The organism is Glutamicibacter sp. NPDC090743 (assembly GCF_044769125.1).
Taxonomy (GTDB): domain Bacteria; phylum Actinomycetota; class Actinomycetes; order Actinomycetales; family Micrococcaceae; genus Glutamicibacter.
Genome location: NZ_JBIVXE010000005.1, coordinates 350,486 through 365,688 on the forward strand (window position 1 = coordinate 350,486; position 15,203 = coordinate 365,688).

General features: G+C 60.9%; 11 protein-coding genes and 1 riboswitch. Of the genes, 6 read left to right on the top strand and 5 right to left on the bottom strand.

The window, feature by feature from the left end; genetic code table 11:
• Window position 1 precedes the first annotated feature (1 nt).
• The 4 genes from ACIQTS_RS12560 (at window position 2) to ACIQTS_RS12575 (ending at window position 6,541) form a co-directional block, all read left to right on the top strand.
• Entirely contained in the window at window positions 2–1,603 is a 1,602-nt protein-coding gene (locus ACIQTS_RS12560; RefSeq protein ID WP_402473564.1) for an aldehyde dehydrogenase (NADP(+)), read from the top strand.
• 3 nt (window positions 1,604–1,606) lie between these two features.
• A complete protein-coding gene (locus ACIQTS_RS12565) occupies window positions 1,607–2,935 on the top strand; it encodes an enolase C-terminal domain-like protein (protein ID WP_402473565.1) in 1,329 nt (442 codons plus the stop codon).
• A gap of 122 nt (window positions 2,936–3,057) precedes the next feature.
• A complete protein-coding gene (locus ACIQTS_RS12570) occupies window positions 3,058–3,999 on the top strand; it encodes an AEC family transporter (protein WP_402473566.1) in 942 nt (313 codons plus the stop codon).
• A 580-nt stretch (window positions 4,000–4,579) separates the two neighbouring features.
• Window positions 4,580–6,541: a S8 family peptidase gene (locus ACIQTS_RS12575; RefSeq protein ID WP_402473567.1), complete on the top strand. Its 1,962-nt coding sequence runs from the start codon at window positions 4,580–4,582 to the stop codon at window positions 6,539–6,541.
• Between the two features lie 87 nt (window positions 6,542–6,628).
• On the opposite strand, the gene ACIQTS_RS12580 is transcribed toward ACIQTS_RS12575, so the two are convergent.
• A complete protein-coding gene (locus ACIQTS_RS12580; protein ID WP_359185434.1) occupies window positions 6,629–7,426 on the bottom strand; it encodes a class III extradiol ring-cleavage dioxygenase in 798 nt (265 codons plus the stop codon).
• A gap of 423 nt (window positions 7,427–7,849) precedes the next feature.
• On the opposite strand from ACIQTS_RS12580, the gene ACIQTS_RS12585 reads away from it, so the two are divergent.
• The gene (locus ACIQTS_RS12585) at window positions 7,850–8,293 is read left to right on the top strand and encodes a MarR family transcriptional regulator (RefSeq protein ID WP_365943366.1); all 444 of its coding nucleotides are present in this window, start codon (window positions 7,850–7,852) and stop codon (window positions 8,291–8,293) included.
• Window positions 8,294–8,355: 62 nt separating this feature from the next.
• On the opposite strand, the gene ACIQTS_RS12590 is transcribed toward ACIQTS_RS12585, so the two are convergent.
• Complete coding sequence (locus tag ACIQTS_RS12590; RefSeq protein WP_402473568.1) at window positions 8,356–11,571, bottom strand: DEAD/DEAH box helicase; 3,216 nt, start codon at window positions 11,569–11,571, stop codon at window positions 8,356–8,358.
• A gap of 140 nt (window positions 11,572–11,711) precedes the next feature.
• A riboswitch (SAM riboswitch) is annotated at window positions 11,712–11,833 on the top strand.
• A gap of 31 nt (window positions 11,834–11,864) precedes the next feature.
• Between ACIQTS_RS12590 and ACIQTS_RS12595 the strand changes: the two genes are divergently transcribed.
• The gene (locus tag ACIQTS_RS12595) at window positions 11,865–12,416 is read left to right on the top strand and encodes an OsmC family protein (RefSeq protein ID WP_402473569.1); all 552 of its coding nucleotides are present in this window, start codon (window positions 11,865–11,867) and stop codon (window positions 12,414–12,416) included.
• Window positions 12,417–12,492: 76 nt separating this feature from the next.
• Here the strand turns inward: ACIQTS_RS12595 and ACIQTS_RS12600 are convergent, their stop codons facing one another.
• The 3 genes from ACIQTS_RS12600 to ACIQTS_RS12610 all read right to left on the bottom strand — a co-directional run bounded on the left by ACIQTS_RS12600 (window position 12,493) and on the right by ACIQTS_RS12610 (window position 15,189).
• Window positions 12,493–13,548, bottom strand: coding sequence for an L-idonate 5-dehydrogenase (locus ACIQTS_RS12600; RefSeq protein ID WP_402473570.1), 1,056 nt, complete (start codon window positions 13,546–13,548; stop codon window positions 12,493–12,495).
• A complete protein-coding gene (locus ACIQTS_RS12605; RefSeq protein WP_402473571.1) occupies window positions 13,538–14,308 on the bottom strand; it encodes an SDR family oxidoreductase in 771 nt (256 codons plus the stop codon). Before ACIQTS_RS12605 ends, ACIQTS_RS12600 begins: the two co-directional genes overlap by 11 nt.
• Window positions 14,309–14,481: 173 nt before the next feature.
• The gene (locus tag ACIQTS_RS12610) at window positions 14,482–15,189 is read right to left on the bottom strand and encodes a FadR/GntR family transcriptional regulator (protein WP_105656270.1); all 708 of its coding nucleotides are present in this window, start codon (window positions 15,187–15,189) and stop codon (window positions 14,482–14,484) included.
• Window positions 15,190–15,203: the final 14 nt, after the last annotated feature.

The following is a 15,203-nucleotide window of genomic DNA, read 5'->3' on the forward strand; positions in this document are numbered from 1 at the left end:
CATGAGCACAACCACGCAGAACCTCACCGGCCAGTCCATCCTCGCCGGCGCCAGCACCGAAGGCAACGGGCGCAAGGTCAACGGCTATAATCCGGCGACCAACGAGCGCCTGGAACCTGCCTACAGCCTCATCGATGAGCAGCAGCTGAAGCTGGCCACCGCTGCGGCGGCCGAGGCCTTCGAGTCCTTCCGGTCCTTGGAACCGTCGAAGCACGCAGAGTTCCTGGAAGCCATCGCGGAGAACATCGAGGCAGTGGGCGCCGAACTGGTCGCTCGCGCCATGGCCGAAACCGGCTTGCCCGAGGCGCGCCTGACCGGCGAGCGCGGACGCACCACCGGACAGCTGCGGCTGTTCGCGCAGGTGGTGCGCCAGGGCGACCAGCACGGCGTGCGCGTGGACCCGGCCCTGCCCGAGCGCACCCCAGCCCCGCGCGTGGACATCCGGCAGCGCAAGATCCCGGTGGGCCCGGTCGCGGTGTTCGGCGCGTCGAACTTCCCGCTGGCGTTCTCCACCGCAGGCGGCGACACCGCCAGCGCACTGGCTGCCGGCTGCCCGGTGGTCTTCAAGGCCCACAATGCGCACCCCGGAACCAGCGAGATTGTTGGCCATGCCATCGGCAAGGCCGTCGCCGACTTCGGGCTGCACCCGGGAGTCTTCTCACTGGTTTATGGCCCCGGCGCGTCGATCGGCCAAGCCCTGGTGAAGGATCCGGTCATCAAGGCCGTGGGCTTCACCGGCTCGCGGGCCGGCGGCACCGCCCTGATGGCCGCCGCGGCCGCGCGACCGGAACCCATCCCGGTGTATGCCGAGATGAGCTCCATCAACCCGGTGATCTTCTTCGAGGGAGCATTGGCTCAGGATCCCGTTGCGCAGGCCAAGGCCTACTTGGCTTCTGTTGTCGGTTCTTCCGGGCAGCTGTGCACCGCACCGGGACTCGTCTTTGTTCCCACCGGAGCTGCCGGCGACGCATTCGCCCGCGCCGTCAGCGGCCAGGCACCGGAAACTTCCGGGCAGACGATGCTCACCGAGGGAATCTACAATTCCTGGACCGCTGGTGTCCAAGCGCTCGGCAGCCAGGACGGTGTCGAACTGCTGGGCCGTGGCACCGAAGGGGCAACCGAGAACGCTCCGGCACCAGCCATCTACACCGCTGGAGTGGAGCAGCTGCTGGCCAACCCGGTGCTGCAAGACGAAATCTTCGGAGCCGCCTCGCTGGTGATTCGCTACGCCGATGCCGCACAGCTGCAAACCGCGCTGGGCCGGCTGGAAGGCCAGCTCACCGCCACCTTGCAGCTGGACGATTCGGATCACGAAGCCGCAGGGCAGATCATCGGGACGCTGGAAACCAAGGTCGGGCGCATCCTGGTCAACGGATGGCCAACCGGTGTGGAAGTGGGCCACGCGATGGTGCACGGAGGTCCATTCCCGGCAACGTCCGACCCGCGGACCACCTCGGTGGGCACCCTGGCCATCGAGCGCTTCCTGCGCCCGATCGCCTACCAGAACTTCCCGGACGCGCTTTTGCCCAAGCCCATCGCGGAAGACAACCCGTGGAAGTTGACCCGCCGGATTGACGGCGTCCTGCAGGCGAAAGGCGAATAATCCATGACTTCCCAGCCCACCATTGCCTCGGTGAAGGTCATCCCGGTCGCCGGGCATGACTCCATGCTGCTGAACCTCTCCGGGGCGCACGGGCCGTTCTTCACTCGCAATATCGCTATCCTCACTGACTCCGAAGGCCGCACGGGCCTCGGCGAGGTACCTGGCGGCGAAGCGATCCGTTCGACCATAGAGGAGGCCGGCACACTGATTACCGGCGCCCCTGTGGCGACTTACCGTTCGCTGCTGCGCCAGGTGGCAGCCCGCTTCGCAGACCTCGATTCCGGCGGACGCGGTGCACAGACCTTCGATTTGCGCACCACCGTGCACGCAGTCACCGCACTTGAGTCTGCACTGCTGGATTTGCACGGCCAGTTCCTTGGAGTGCCGGCGGCCGAACTGCTCGGCGACGGGCAGCAGCGCGACGCGGTTCCGATGCTCGGCTACCTGTTCTACGTGGGCAACCCGGATACGACGGATCTGCCGTATCTGCGCGAACCGCAGGGCAACGACGATTGGGAGCGCTTGCGCCGCGAGGAAGCCATGACACCAGAAGCCGTGGTGCGCCTGGCCGAGGCGGCTCAGGCCCGTTACGGGTTCAAGGATTTCAAGCTGAAGGGCGGCGTCCAGGACGGGGACTCCGAGGTCGATGCTGTCATCGCTTTGAAGGAACGCTTCCCCGAAGCCCGGATCACGCTTGACCCCAATGGCGGCTGGCTGCTCGAAGATGCTATCCGGCTTGGCAAGCGCATGCGTGGAGTGGTGGCCTATGCCGAGGATCCGTGCGGCCCTGAGGGCCGCTTCTCGGGCCGCGAGGTCATGAGCGAATTCCGCAGGGCGACCGGTCTGCAGACCGCCACGAACATGATTGCGACTGACTGGCGAGAAATGGCGCACGCGGTGCGCACCAATGCGGTAGACATCCCCCTGGCAGATCCGCATTTCTGGACCATGTCCGGTTCAGTGCGCGTTGCCCAGCTGTGCAACGAGTTCGGACTGACTTGGGGGTCGCACTCGAACAACCACTTCGACATCTCGATGGCGATGTTCACCCAGGTCGGCGCCGCTGCTCCGGGCGAGATCACGGCACTCGATACCCACTGGATCTGGCAGGATGGACAGGGCCTGACCGAGGAACCATTGGTGATTCGGGACGGAGAGATCAAGGTTCCGCAGCGGTCCGGCTTGGGTGTCAGCCTGGACATGGATCGGGTCGCCCAAGCCCACGAACTGTACCTGGAACATGGGTTGGGCTCGCGTGACGACTCGGTGTCCATGCAATACCTGATTCCCGGCTGGACCTTCGATTCGAAGAGTCCCGCGCTGGTTCGCTGACAGGCTGCCAGGGAATCTGAATAATGCACCGTGGACGGTAGAGGGAGCTTTCGCACCCTCGCCGTCCACGGCTTCGAGAAGCCCCGGAGCTGGGAACACCAGTACCGGGCGGGAAAGGCAATATGCAAGGAGTTCTACAGGGATTCTCCGTTGTCTTGATCCTCATCGGCATCGGCCTGCTGACGTCGGTCGCGCTGCCGCGACAACGCGCGGCCATTGCCCAGGGGCTGACCCCGCTCATCTTCTACATCACCAACCCCGCCCTGATGTTCACTCTGCTTGCCAGCACCGATCTGCATGCGGTGGTTGGTGTATTCACCCCGATAGCCTTGATGGTTGCCGTGCTGACCGGCTCCGCTTATGCCTTGGTCGCGCGGCTGGTCTTCAATACTCCAGCTCGTCGGCTGCCCGTTGCGGCCATGTCCACGAGTTATGTGAATGCTGGAAATATCGGTGTGCCGCTGGCCCTTTATGCGGTGGGCAGCACCAGTCCCGTAGTGTCGGTGCTCATCGCGCAGTTGCTGATCATCGCTCCCGTCTACCTGTGCATGTTCGCGGTGCTCTCCCGCGCCAAGTCCGGTGGCGCGGATAGCCTGCCCGGTGCGAAAATGATCCTCAAGTCCATCGCCAACCCTGTCACTATTGCGACCTTCCTCGGTGCGGTGTTCTCCTTCTTTGGCCTGGCACTGCCCGAAGTCATTCATGCGCCAGTGCAAATGATTGGCGACGCATCCATCCCCCTGTTGCTGATGTCCTTTGGAATGGCGCTATACGGCCAGCGTCCATTGTCAGATAAGAACCTGCGCGGCGAAATCTATCTGGCGACCGCGTTCAAGGTGTTCTTCATGCCTTTGCTCGCCTGGCTCGTTGCCCGCTTCGTTTTCGGCCTATCCGGAATCGAACTTCTCGGAGTGGTGATCATGGCGGCGCTTCCAACCGCGCAAAACGTCTTGCTGTTTGCCCAGCAATTCAAGTTGCCCGTCGCCGTGCCGCGCGAAGTGGTGCTGGCAAGCACCCTGCTGACCTTTCCCAGTGTGCTGGTCATTGCCTTCTTGCTGGGCTAGATACGTGCAGCACCGGTATTCGCTCCGGTGGGCATCTTGGGCCTGCCGCTGCAAGCCGTTGCCAGCTGTCTCCCGAAGGGTAACTCGGCGGAACTGATTAGTTGGCGAAGCCTCCAGCCGATGAGCTGGCAACCAAGGCGCTATCGGCCATCGCACGGTGCCGAATCCGGAGGGACCCCATTTATTCAATGAATTAGCCAAGATACCTATCACGCTTGGAACACGGCTTCGACGCCAGGAGAGCTGGATCCCGGAATGTACTTCTAGCGTGAAACAACTTCGGAAAGATAGCGTTCGCTATGCAAATAATTATGTGTTTTCCATGGTCAGTGCGGATCTGAAAATTTCGAACTCCCCAAACATGCAGATAACCATCATTCATTTTTCGAATCTGCGAGTCCGCCGGGATAGTTCCACAGAAATATGTGAAACACCTTTTTAGTACATGAGCGAATATAAAAGATTTATTTGAGAAGTACTTCCTTTAGGAGTTGCCGAGCAGTTACGCTCCTACCGGCACACACCACATCGATTGATCACCGACCTTTGTGCGCCCAAAAACCCTACAAGGAGAACATCAATGGCACGTTTTTCTACCCCTCTTCGGAGAACCCTGGCCGTCTCCGCGGCCGTAGTGATCGGCATGAGCGGCTTCGGCGCTGGCGCCTTGCCAGCTACCGCCTCCCCCGTGTCGGCTCCCGCTGAAAAGTCCCTCCCCAAGGCAAATGGCGAAGACAAGGTCAAGATCGGTTCGGTGCAATCAGGCGAGGCCTACGACCAGTTCATCGTCACCTACAAGGCTTCAGCCACGCAGACGGGCAAGTCCTCCCGCGCCAAGGCCTGGGGCAAAGCAGCCAAGGCAGCAGGCGTTACCGTCAAGGAAATGCGAGCCATGGCCACCGGCAGCTTCGTGGTGAAGGCCGACAAGAAACTCAAGGGCAACGGCGCCAAGGAGTTCATGGCCGATATTGCGCAGTCTGGTCTCGTGGAATCGGTGGAACCCGATGCCATCATGAAGATTTCCATGACGCCTAACGACACCCGGTACGGCGAGCAGTGGCACTACAGCGGCACCAACGGGATGCGCTTGCCTTCGGCCTGGGACATCGCCACCGGCGAGGGCAGCATCGTCGCAGTCCTGGATACCGGCATCACCTCGCACTCGGACCTGAACGCCAACATCGTTTCCGGCTACGACTTCGTCTCCAGCTCTGCCTCGGCCCGCGACGGCAACGGCCGCGACGCGAACCCCCAGGATGAGGGCGACTGGTACGCCGCTGGTGAATGCGGCGGCAGCTACTCGGGCAATTCCTCTTGGCACGGCACCCACGTGGCCGGCACCGTAGCCGCAGTCACCAACAACTCCAGCGGCGTGGCCGGAGTTGCACCGGATGCCAAGATCCAGCCGGTCCGCGTCCTGGCCAAGTGCGGCGGCAGCCTGTCCGATATCGCCGATGCCATCATTTGGGCTTCGGGCGGTGCGGTCCCGGGAATTGCCAATAACCCAACCCCTGCAGACACCATCAACATGTCCCTGGGCGGTGGCGGCGCTTGCGGAACTACCTACCAGGCGGCCATCAACGCCGCGGTTTCGCGCGGCACCTCGGTGGTAGTTGCCGCCGGCAACGAAAGCCAGAACGCTTCGAATTCCCGCCCGGCCAACTGCGAAAACGTCATTACCGTAGCGGCAAGCAACCCTTCGGGCGCTCCGTCGTACTACACGAACTACGGCTCGGCCGTTGACGTCACCGCACCTGGTGGCGACACCCGCTACGCCGGCCAGGGCGTACTGTCCACCATCAATACCGGCACCACTACTCCATCCAGCCAGGGCTATGCCTTCTACCAGGGCACTTCCATGGCCACCCCGCACGTAGCGGGCATGGTCGCACTGATGAAGTCGGCAGACCCTGGGATGTCCCCCGCCTCCGTGGAAACTGCGTTGAAGCAGGGCACCCGCGCGATGCCAGGCGGTTGCAGCATCGGTTGCGGCGCCGGACTGGTGGATGCCGCCAAGATCATGAATGCCCTGGACGGCAGCAACCCAACACCAACCCCGGAGCCAACTCCGGATCCGGAGCCAAGCGGCAACCTGCTGAAGAATGCTGGCTTCGAGAACGGGGCGGATTACTGGACCGCCAACCGCGCCGACACCTTCGAGTCCGGCTCGGCAGCCCGCTCCGGCAGCGGATTAGCTGGGCTGAATGGTTGGGGCAATTCCAACACCTACACCCTGGACCAGAAGGTCGCCATCCCGGCAGATGCCACCAATGCGCAGCTGGAGTTCTACCTGCATGTGCTGACCAATGAAACTACTGCCTATAGCCAGTACGACAAGCTGACCGTACAGGTTCTGGACGGCTACGGAACCTACAACGTGGGCACCTGGTCGAACTTGGATGCCGGCTCGTCCTACGAACTGCAGGCTGTTGACCTGAACAACTTCCGCGGTAAGACCGTTACTTTGCGTTTCAAGGGCGTGGAAGACAGCTCGCAGGCTACCTTGTTCCGCATTGATGATGCATCGGTAGCCGCCAGCTAGAGGATCGACCAGAAAAGTCCACTATTACCTGTGCAAGCGCGGCACCAATCGGTGCCGCGCTTGCTGCGGGAAAGATAGGGAGATCGCCTAGCTCAAGGTCCAGGAGCGCTTGGACAGGCCGTACCAGAAACCGTCAATTGCCGTCTTGGCATCAATTCCACCCGAGGCGTATGCCGCTCCCAGCGCAACGTACAGCGGAGCCCAATGCTCCGAGCGAGGGTGCGCTTCACGGGCCGCCGGGGCCTTGTGCAGGAAGTCGAGGATCGAGTCCACATCCCCGCGGACCATCGCCTCCTCAGCCCAGTGGTCGAACTCGCTGGAGGCCGATGGCGGCGCCGAATCCGGCCCGCCGGCTGGGTTGAACCAGCGCAAGTTGTGGGTGGTGAATCCGGAGCCAACGATCAAGGTTCCCCGCTCGCGCAAGGGTGCCAAGCTCTTGCCCAGATCAAAGAGTCCTGCAGGATCCAGTGTTGGCATGGACATCTGCACCACAGGTACATCCGCATCCGGGAACATTTCCTTCAGCGGCACGTAGGCGCCATGGTCCAGTCCACGCGTCTCGTCGCGCTCCACGTGATGGCCATAGGCCGAGGTCAGCCGTTCGACTTCATTGGCCAGCCCGGGCGCCATTGGCGCATCGTAGCGAACGTCGTAGTACTTCTGGTCGAAGCCCCAGAAGTCGTAGACCAATTCGTTCTTCTGCTGGGTAGCACTCAGCGTCACCGGCGCATTTTCCCAGTGCGCGGAGATCATCAGAATATCTTTCGGCTTCTCGAAAGTGCCGGACCAGCTAGCCAGCTCCTGGGTCCAGCGCTGGTCGTCGGCGAGTGGCGGTGCACCATGGCTAAGGAACAAGACGGGAGGGGTATCGGATAGCTGATTCATGATTAAAAACTACCAACCATTAGTTGAAGCGTCAAGCTTTATTTTCATGAATCCCGATATCCAATTCATGCAAGACCCTCAATGCTCTCCACGAGGCCCGTGGACAGTGCGGACAGATTCGCCGCACCACGTTGGGTCCAACGCCAGCGGCAACGGAGGCCATGGCTTTCTTGCTCTGCTTCTGAGCGGCGGCGGCAATCTATTGCTTCTCTAATCACGAATGCAATTGGCAAGTCGTTCCTAAGCTGCGCCGGAGAAGTGGAACTGTACGGCTTTGCAGGCATCAGGCGTTGCCTGGCCAGTCTTTTCCAAGCCATTAATTACGCTCAGCTGGGGATTCGCAGTACGTTCAACACTTCGGCTTCGAACGGCTGCGGTTTCCAATATCAGACTTATTGACCATTAATCTTTAGAATGGTTTGTATGCAAGAAGAAGAACTGATGCAGACGGTCGAAGAAGAATTCACCGCCATCTTATTGCGCGCCCGCCAGATGCTGATCCGTCGCGCCAAGATCATCCACCCGGACCTGCAGGATCCGGGGTACCGCTTGCTTGCAGTGGTCATCCGTGATGAAGCCCAGCAACAGGGAGCACTCGCAGAAAAACTGCGTCTGGACAAGGCGACTATTTCCCGCCTCGTGCAGCACCTCGAGTCTCTGGAACTTGTCACCCGCACCCAGGATCCTTCCGATGGCCGGGCCCAGCTGGTCTCGGCAACAGAAATCGCCAAGGAGAAGTGGCGCTCCAGCGGTAACACGCTGCGTGAGGAACTGCGCCGCCAGCTCAAGGAATGGGAAGCCGCCGAACTGAAGAATTTTGGAGATCTCCTGCACCGCCTCAACGACAGCTTTGAACAGATTCTCTAGTTCCCGATCTTCAGCTGAAGCCTTGGAGACCTTCTGGTTTCCAAGGCTTCAGCTTTTTAGGCTCACTCCATCAGCGCCAGGAAATCATCGGCGCTTAACGCCGCACTCTGCGCGGCTTGGGCAGTCTCTCCCAGGACATCATTGAACAGCTGCGTCTTCTTGGCCTGCAGCGCGAGCACCTTGGATTCGATGGTGTCCTTTGCCACCAAGCGGTACACATAGACCGGACGAGTTTGCCCAATGCGGTGGGCCCGGTCAATAGCCTGGGCTTCGGCCTGCGGGTTCCACCATGGGTCCAGCAAGATGCAGTAGTCGGCGGAAGTGAGGTTAATGCCGAAGCCGCCGGACTTCAGCGAGATGAAGAAGACCGGGAAATCTCCCTCGCCGAAACCGTCAATCAGTTCCTTGCGCCTAGGGCCAGTGGTGGACCCATCAAGGTATCCGTGCTCAATGCCCAGCTCTTCAGCGACGTCGCGTGCCTTGGCCAAGAAACTGGTGAATTGGCTAAAGACCAGAATCTTATGCCCTTCAGAAACCGCGTCCCCCATGAGTTCGCGCAGCATTTCAAGCTTCGCGCTCGGGGCATCGCCCTCCCCTACCAGGGACGGATCCAAGGCCAGCTGGCGCAGCAAGGTCAGCGATTGGAGAATCTGGAAGCGATTCGAATCAACGTCGTCAACCAGGCCCAGGACTTCTTGCCGCACGCGCTGGAAGCGGCGGTCATAGGCTTTGCGGTGCCCCGGCTCCAGTTCGACTTCCAGCACCTGTTCGGTCTTCGCCGGCAGCTCTGGAACGACCTGTTCCTTGGTACGGCGCAGCACGAACGGACGCAGACGGCTCTTCAGGCGCTCCAAGCGCTCCTGGTCTCCGTCGGCAATTGGTTTCTGGTAGTTGTCCTTGAAGGACTTCGCACCGCCCAACAGGCCCGGTGCAGCCAGTGAGACCAACGCCCACAGTTCCATCAGGTTGTTTTCCATGGGTGTGCCAGTGACCACGAATTTGCACGGCACTGGCAGCTGCCGGGCCTGCTTATAGCCTTTGGAGGCATGGTTCTTCAGCTGCTGGGCCTCGTCCATGATCATGACGTTGAAGCCGGCTGCTTCGAAATCCTCATAGGCCAGGCGGAAGATCGTGTAGCTGGTAACTACCAGCTGGGCATCACCGATCTGCGCAGCCATGCTTTGGCCGCTCTTTCTAGCTGTTGAAGTAATGCCGGTGACGCTCATCTGCGGCGCAAATCGCTGCGCCTCATTGATCCAGTTACCCACCACCGAGGTAGGAGCCAGCACCAGGAATTTCTGTGCAGGATCCTCGACGCGCGCTTGTTCAAGGCAAGCCAGCAGCTGGACGGTCTTGCCCAGACCCATATCGTCGGCAAGGACGCCACCGAGATCATGGGTACGCAAGAAGTTGAGCCAGGATAGGCCGTGGCCCTGATACGGGCGCAGTTCAGCGTTGAACGTTTCCGCTAGCTGGACCGGCTGCATTTCTTCACCGCTTTGCAGCGCCTTCATGGTCTGCAGCCACTGGTTGTGCTGGGCTTCGATAATGCCCAGATCCACCAGTTCTTGCCACCAGTCGATGCTCAACTTATGGATGCGGATCGTATCGCCCTGCACCGTGCCCAGCTCCCCGGCCTCTGATATCAGCTGGCGCAGCTGCGTGAAATCTGCACCATCAATCGGGATCACCGTAAGGTCATCGAGGACGAGATACTCATCTTGCTTGGTCAAGGCCTCCAGCAGCAGTGGGAACGGGACCTTGGTCTCGTCCAGGAGCACTTCCACAGACAAGTCGAACCAGTCCCCCGTGCTTTCGCCGGCTTCGACACTGACAGCGGCCGGCGCGTGGCTGATCCGGTACTTCGGCAGCCTGTTCTGCTCTTCAACGACCACATCAGGATGCTCTGCCAAGAGCGGCAATGCGTAGACCAAGAAATCGATGGATTCGGAGGTGCTGAATTCCTTCGGCGGGAAGATTCCTGAAGAGGTCAGTTGCCCCAAGGAAGCCTGCGCGCCGAGCTTGTCCTGCACCGAAGCAGCAATTTCCTTTTCCACGGCATACTGGCGGGGGCCCGCGGAGCCGTACTCCCAGGAATAGCTCACGGTCAGCGGAGTTCGGATGCTCTCCAGGGACAGCTTGAGGCTGGGGCGTGCTGGAACAGGGATGCTGTAGCTGTCATCCTCGCTCTTCAACGGTGCCATCAGGCGCAATCGATCCAGGTGCTGGCGCTCGAAAAGCTCAACGCCTTCCTGCGGGATGGATTGCGCACCGGATTCAATAAATGTGGCCAGTTCCTTCGTGACCGGTTCAGCGAACCGGGCCAAACCGATTTCCCTGGCCTTCGGCAAGGGGCTGGACGCGTAAGTCAACAAGGTCGGCGGCGTGCCTATGGGCAAGAGGTAGACGTGCTCTTCGCTCGGCCCGCGCAGCTTCCCTTCCATGCTCAGGCCATGTTCACCGCGACGCACATCCACGTGTGCCATGGCTGGTTGCTCGCTGAACTCCACCGGGGCCTTGGCCGTAGAACCACCGTTGACGATCTGCACTCCAGCTTCACGCAGGGCTTCGAACGCATCCAGCAGGTCCTGGCCTGGAAGATCCATCAAGGAGATCCACTCCTTGGGATCCCACGAATGGCGATAAGTATCTTGTTCAACGTGTTCACGCAACCGGTCCAGTTCAACGACCGCACGACGCTGCTTCTTGGAGAACCGCGCATCAAAAGCAACATTGCGCCAGCTGATCCCGGTTTGGATCCAGGGGCTCTTGGTTCCCTGGCGGGCCGGGCGTGCCTGCAAGGTCAGCGCGTCCTCGCCGCCATAACGGGGTTCGCTGACCACTTTCAGGATCAATCCCAGCGGTTCTTCGACAGCCAGCGGCTCATCGGAAATGACTGGAAGCAGACGGTCAAGGGTACGTTCCCACTGCGGCTTGCTATTGCGTTTCCATGCGTGGGGATCCACCCCGGAGTCGGAGACGAAGAAGCCCTGGTCTTCTTCGGTGGTGACCTCGATGAGCAAGGCGGCGACATCTTCACAGGACTGAACCCCCGGATGCTTCCCGCAGAAGCTGGTGAAGCTGATATTGCCCTCGGTGATTTCCAATTGGGCCATCACCGATTCGCGCAGCACCACACCGGAGATGCGGGTAGATCCCGGTTGCATTACCCGGTTGGCGATCTGCACTTTTCCGGAATCACACAGGAACTGGCCCAGGTTGTATTCGGATTCGGTCACCAAGGTCTGGGCCGCAGAAAGTGTCAGCTGGAATTCCATACTCGCCGTTCATTGTTCGTGCAGTGGGCGCCCGAGAGCTAGATTCCATCTTAGCGAGCCGGAAAGCAAGATGCCCGGTGACGAAAAGTTACTTCTGCCCTTTACCCGCGGGCCCTGTAACCGATAGAAATTAATCACTGAATCACGAGTTCCACTCTTTGAGCCCTGGCTGAGTGGACGGCAACCCTCCTGCGTCATTGTGCGGGGTGCCCCAGGTGAAGATTCGACGCATCTTGACAGCCAAGATGCGTAAGCGATGGCGCCCCTTGCGCCAGAAAGGGGATCAATTCCCCATGACTAATGCAGCATCTGCCCCAACCGTATCCGAAGACCGCGCACAGCGCCTGCAGGAAGCAGGCAAGGGCTGGGGCGAACGAATTTCGGCTGCCCCGCAAAGTGCCCAATTGACTTTCACTGTGGAGGGCGAAGGCTTCGATTCAGTAGCCAGCAACATTGTCTCGGGCAAGCACACCTTCCAGGTCGACGAGCCAGCTGCCCTGGGTGGCAGCGACCTGGCCGCAAGCCCCGTGGAATACGCGCTCGGAGCGCTCATCTCCTGCCAGGTTGTGGTCTACCGCTTGTACGCGCAGAACCTCGGCATCCAGGTGGACGACGTGAAGATCCAGGCCAATGGCCACCTCGATGTCCGCGGACTCTTTGGCATCGACCAGACCATCCGCCCCGGCTTCTCGTCGGTGGATCTGGACATCCGGATTGCCGGACCGGAATCAGCTGAACGCTATGAAGAACTGCGCCGCGCAGTGGATGCCCACTGCCCGGTGCTGGACCTCTTCGCCAATCCGGTGCCCGTGACAACCGCGGTAAGCATCGCAGAGTCCAACTAGAGTTCGCTGAAGCAAAGAGCACCGCGGCGGCCCCTGACTTCAGGGGCCGCCGCGGTGCACTTCTAGCTGAAGCCAACTACTGCCCCAGGAAGTTCAGCAGGACTTTACCGGAGCGAGCCGAATCCTTCGCCGTTTCAAAAGCTTCAAGCGAATCGGCGACCGCGAACTCGTGGGTAACCGCCTCGGAAACCTGCAGCGACCCGTCGGCCAGGGCAGCAAGCACCTGGTCGATTTCGTCGTTGAAGCGGAAGGAACCAACCAGTTCCAGCTCGCGGGTAATAGCCAGCGAAATGAGCGCCGGCTGTTCTCCAGAGGGCAGCAACCCGACCATGACCACTCGACCGCCGCGCACGGCACCGCGCACGGCGGAGGCCAACCCGCGGAAGTTGCCGCTGGCCTCGATCACCACGTCCGCGCCCACCTGGGCAAGAGCTTCCTGGTCACCGGCGCGCAAAGTTGAAGTGGCACCGAGTTTCCCGGCGATTTCCAACGGCTTCTCGTGCATGTCCACTGCGATGATTTCCTTGGCTCCGGCACGCTTGAGCACTGCTACAGCGAGAGCTCCGATCGGCCCAGCACCAATAACCAGCATCTTCTTGCCGGCGACTTCACCGGCGCGCGACACCGCATGCCAAGCAACCGCAGCCGGTTCTGCCAGTGCCGCATCACGCAGTGCTAAGCCAGCAGGCAGCTCACGCAGCATGCGTGATGGCAGGTTCACTTCGCGGGCGAATGCGCCCTCGGTGTGCGGGTAGCGGGCGGCCGAGCCCAGATAGGTGCACCCCGGGGAAAGATTCGGGCGGTCGGCCGGGTAGGGTTCCCCGGTCTCGCCTGGTGTTGCCGGGTGCACGGCGACTTTGGTTCCGGCTGCCGGCCCGCTGCCGTCAGCGGCGGCCTGCATGACGGTCCCGACGATTTCATGCCCGAGAACCATTGGAGCCTTGAGGATCGATTCCCCGGCGGCGCCGTGGCTCCAGTAATGCAAGTCTGATCCGCAAATACCGCCGTAAGCGATGGCAACGCGTGCTTCATCTGCTCGCGACGCTGCCAGCTCGATTTGTTCAATACGCAAATCACCGGCTGCATGGGCCACGACGGCCAACGTGCTGGTGGCGAGGGAATTAGACGACAACGCTCATGCCTCCGTCGATGAAAATGGTCTGCCCGTTCACGTAGTTCGATCCATCCGAGGCCAACCAGACTGCTGGTCCGGCCAGATCCTCGACAGTTCCCCAACGGGCAGCCGGGGTGCGGCCCAGAATCCAGGAATTGAATTTCTCGTCATCCACCAGATTCTGCGTCATCTCGGTGTGGATGTAGCCCGGTGCGATGCCGTTGATTTGCAGTCCCGAACCAGCCCATTCGGCGGTCATGGCGCGGGTGAGATTGCGCAGGCCGCCCTTGGCCGCGGTGTAGGCGGAGATGGTGGGGCGGGCCAGGTCGGTTTGCACCGAGCAGATGTTGATGATCTTGCCTTCGCCACGCTGCACCATGGAGCGTGCGACTTCTCGGCCTACCAGGAATGCGCTGGTGAGGTTCGTGTCGATCACGCGCTGCCAGTCAGATACTTCCAATTCAAGCATGGGCACGCGGTGCTGGATACCCGCGTTATTCACCAAAATGCGGATGGGGCCGATGTTCTTTTCAATGGCTGCGATGTTCTCGCGCACGGCGGCATCATCGGTGACATCGAAGCAGGCGCTATGGATTCTTTCGGTGCCATGGCGGGTACCGAATTCGGCGGCAGTTTCGGCCAGGCGTTGCGCATCTCGGCCGTGAAGGATGATGGTGGCACCGGCATCCGCCAAGGCACTGGCAAGTTCGCGGCCAATGCCGCGGGAGGATCCGGTGACCAGGGCCAGGCGTCCGGACAGGTCAAAAAGTTGGCTCATGAATTCCCTCGCATGAAGTGTCGATGGTACATCGACGGGAACCCATCAGCGGTATGAACCAGCTGTTAAATCCGAAAAATCAGCCCCGTCGCTTCCCCAAAAACATATCAGATATAAGAGGTGCGAGGGGCCATAAAGTCCGACTTATTTATTTGAAAACTATCCTGCCGGATCTAGCGGGTCTGCGAGTAGAACCAGTTGATGTGCTCTTCGAGCAGCTGGGCCGCCCGTTCGCGCTGGTTCGTCGCGAATGCGTGGTGGATGGCCTTGTGCTGGCGGCGCAGGACGCGCACCACCGGCTGCCAGGCCTCGTCGCTGGGCACCGATTCGGAGACATAGTCGCTGATCGAGTTGCGCAGCGATTCCATCATCGATTCCACTACCGCGTTGCCGGCCATGGAGGCCAGGAGCACATGGAACTCGGCATCAATGCGGTGGAAGGCCTCGCGCGAGAGCTGCGCGTCGTCCATGCGCATGATCAGCACCGCGGTGCGGTCAATGACCTGCTGGGCATGGATCGGATCGCGCGGCGTCATTTGCGCTGCCCAGGTTTCCAGCAGGATGCGAGATTCGACGATCTCGCGGACGTTGATCCCCTTGGCCGCCAAGTGCAGGCGCAATGCCTGCGAAATGCCTGCCGAGGGGTTGGAGATGATCACCGCTCCGGAGTTGGGCCCGGAGCCGGTGGAAGTCTTGATAATGCCCATCACATCAAGGATGCGGATGGCATCGCGGACCGAGGCCCGCGAGATCCCATGCTGCTCCGCGAGCGCACGCTCGCCGGGAAGCTGGTCTCCAACGGAGAGCTTCTCCTTGCGCAGATCCTCTTCAATTGCTTGGAGAACAATCTGGTACGCACGCGGAGCTGGGTTTACTGGCATCGGATCTATTTTAG

What these genes read in the sequence shown, in the direction of transcription:
- ACIQTS_RS12585 (WP_365943366.1), top strand. Translation starts at nt 7,850, where the DNA reads ATGCAAGAAGAAGAACTGATGCAGACGGTCGAAGAAGAATTCACCGCC.
- ACIQTS_RS12595 (WP_402473569.1), top strand. Translation starts at nt 11,865, where the DNA reads ATGACTAATGCAGCATCTGCCCCAACCGTATCCGAAGACCGCGCACAG.
- ACIQTS_RS12560 (WP_402473564.1), top strand. Translation starts at nt 2, where the DNA reads ATGAGCACAACCACGCAGAACCTCACCGGCCAGTCCATCCTCGCCGGC.
- ACIQTS_RS12610 (WP_105656270.1), bottom strand. Translation starts at nt 15,189, where the DNA reads ATGCCAGTAAACCCAGCTCCGCGTGCGTACCAGATTGTTCTCCAAGCA.
- ACIQTS_RS12605 (WP_402473571.1), bottom strand. Translation starts at nt 14,308, where the DNA reads ATGAGCCAACTTTTTGACCTGTCCGGACGCCTGGCCCTGGTCACCGGA.
- ACIQTS_RS12575 (WP_402473567.1), top strand. Translation starts at nt 4,580, where the DNA reads ATGGCACGTTTTTCTACCCCTCTTCGGAGAACCCTGGCCGTCTCCGCG.
- ACIQTS_RS12580 (WP_359185434.1), bottom strand. Translation starts at nt 7,426, where the DNA reads ATGAATCAGCTATCCGATACCCCTCCCGTCTTGTTCCTTAGCCATGGT.
- ACIQTS_RS12565 (WP_402473565.1), top strand. Translation starts at nt 1,607, where the DNA reads ATGACTTCCCAGCCCACCATTGCCTCGGTGAAGGTCATCCCGGTCGCC.
- ACIQTS_RS12590 (WP_402473568.1), bottom strand. Translation starts at nt 11,571, where the DNA reads ATGGAATTCCAGCTGACACTTTCTGCGGCCCAGACCTTGGTGACCGAA.
- ACIQTS_RS12570 (WP_402473566.1), top strand. Translation starts at nt 3,058, where the DNA reads ATGCAAGGAGTTCTACAGGGATTCTCCGTTGTCTTGATCCTCATCGGC.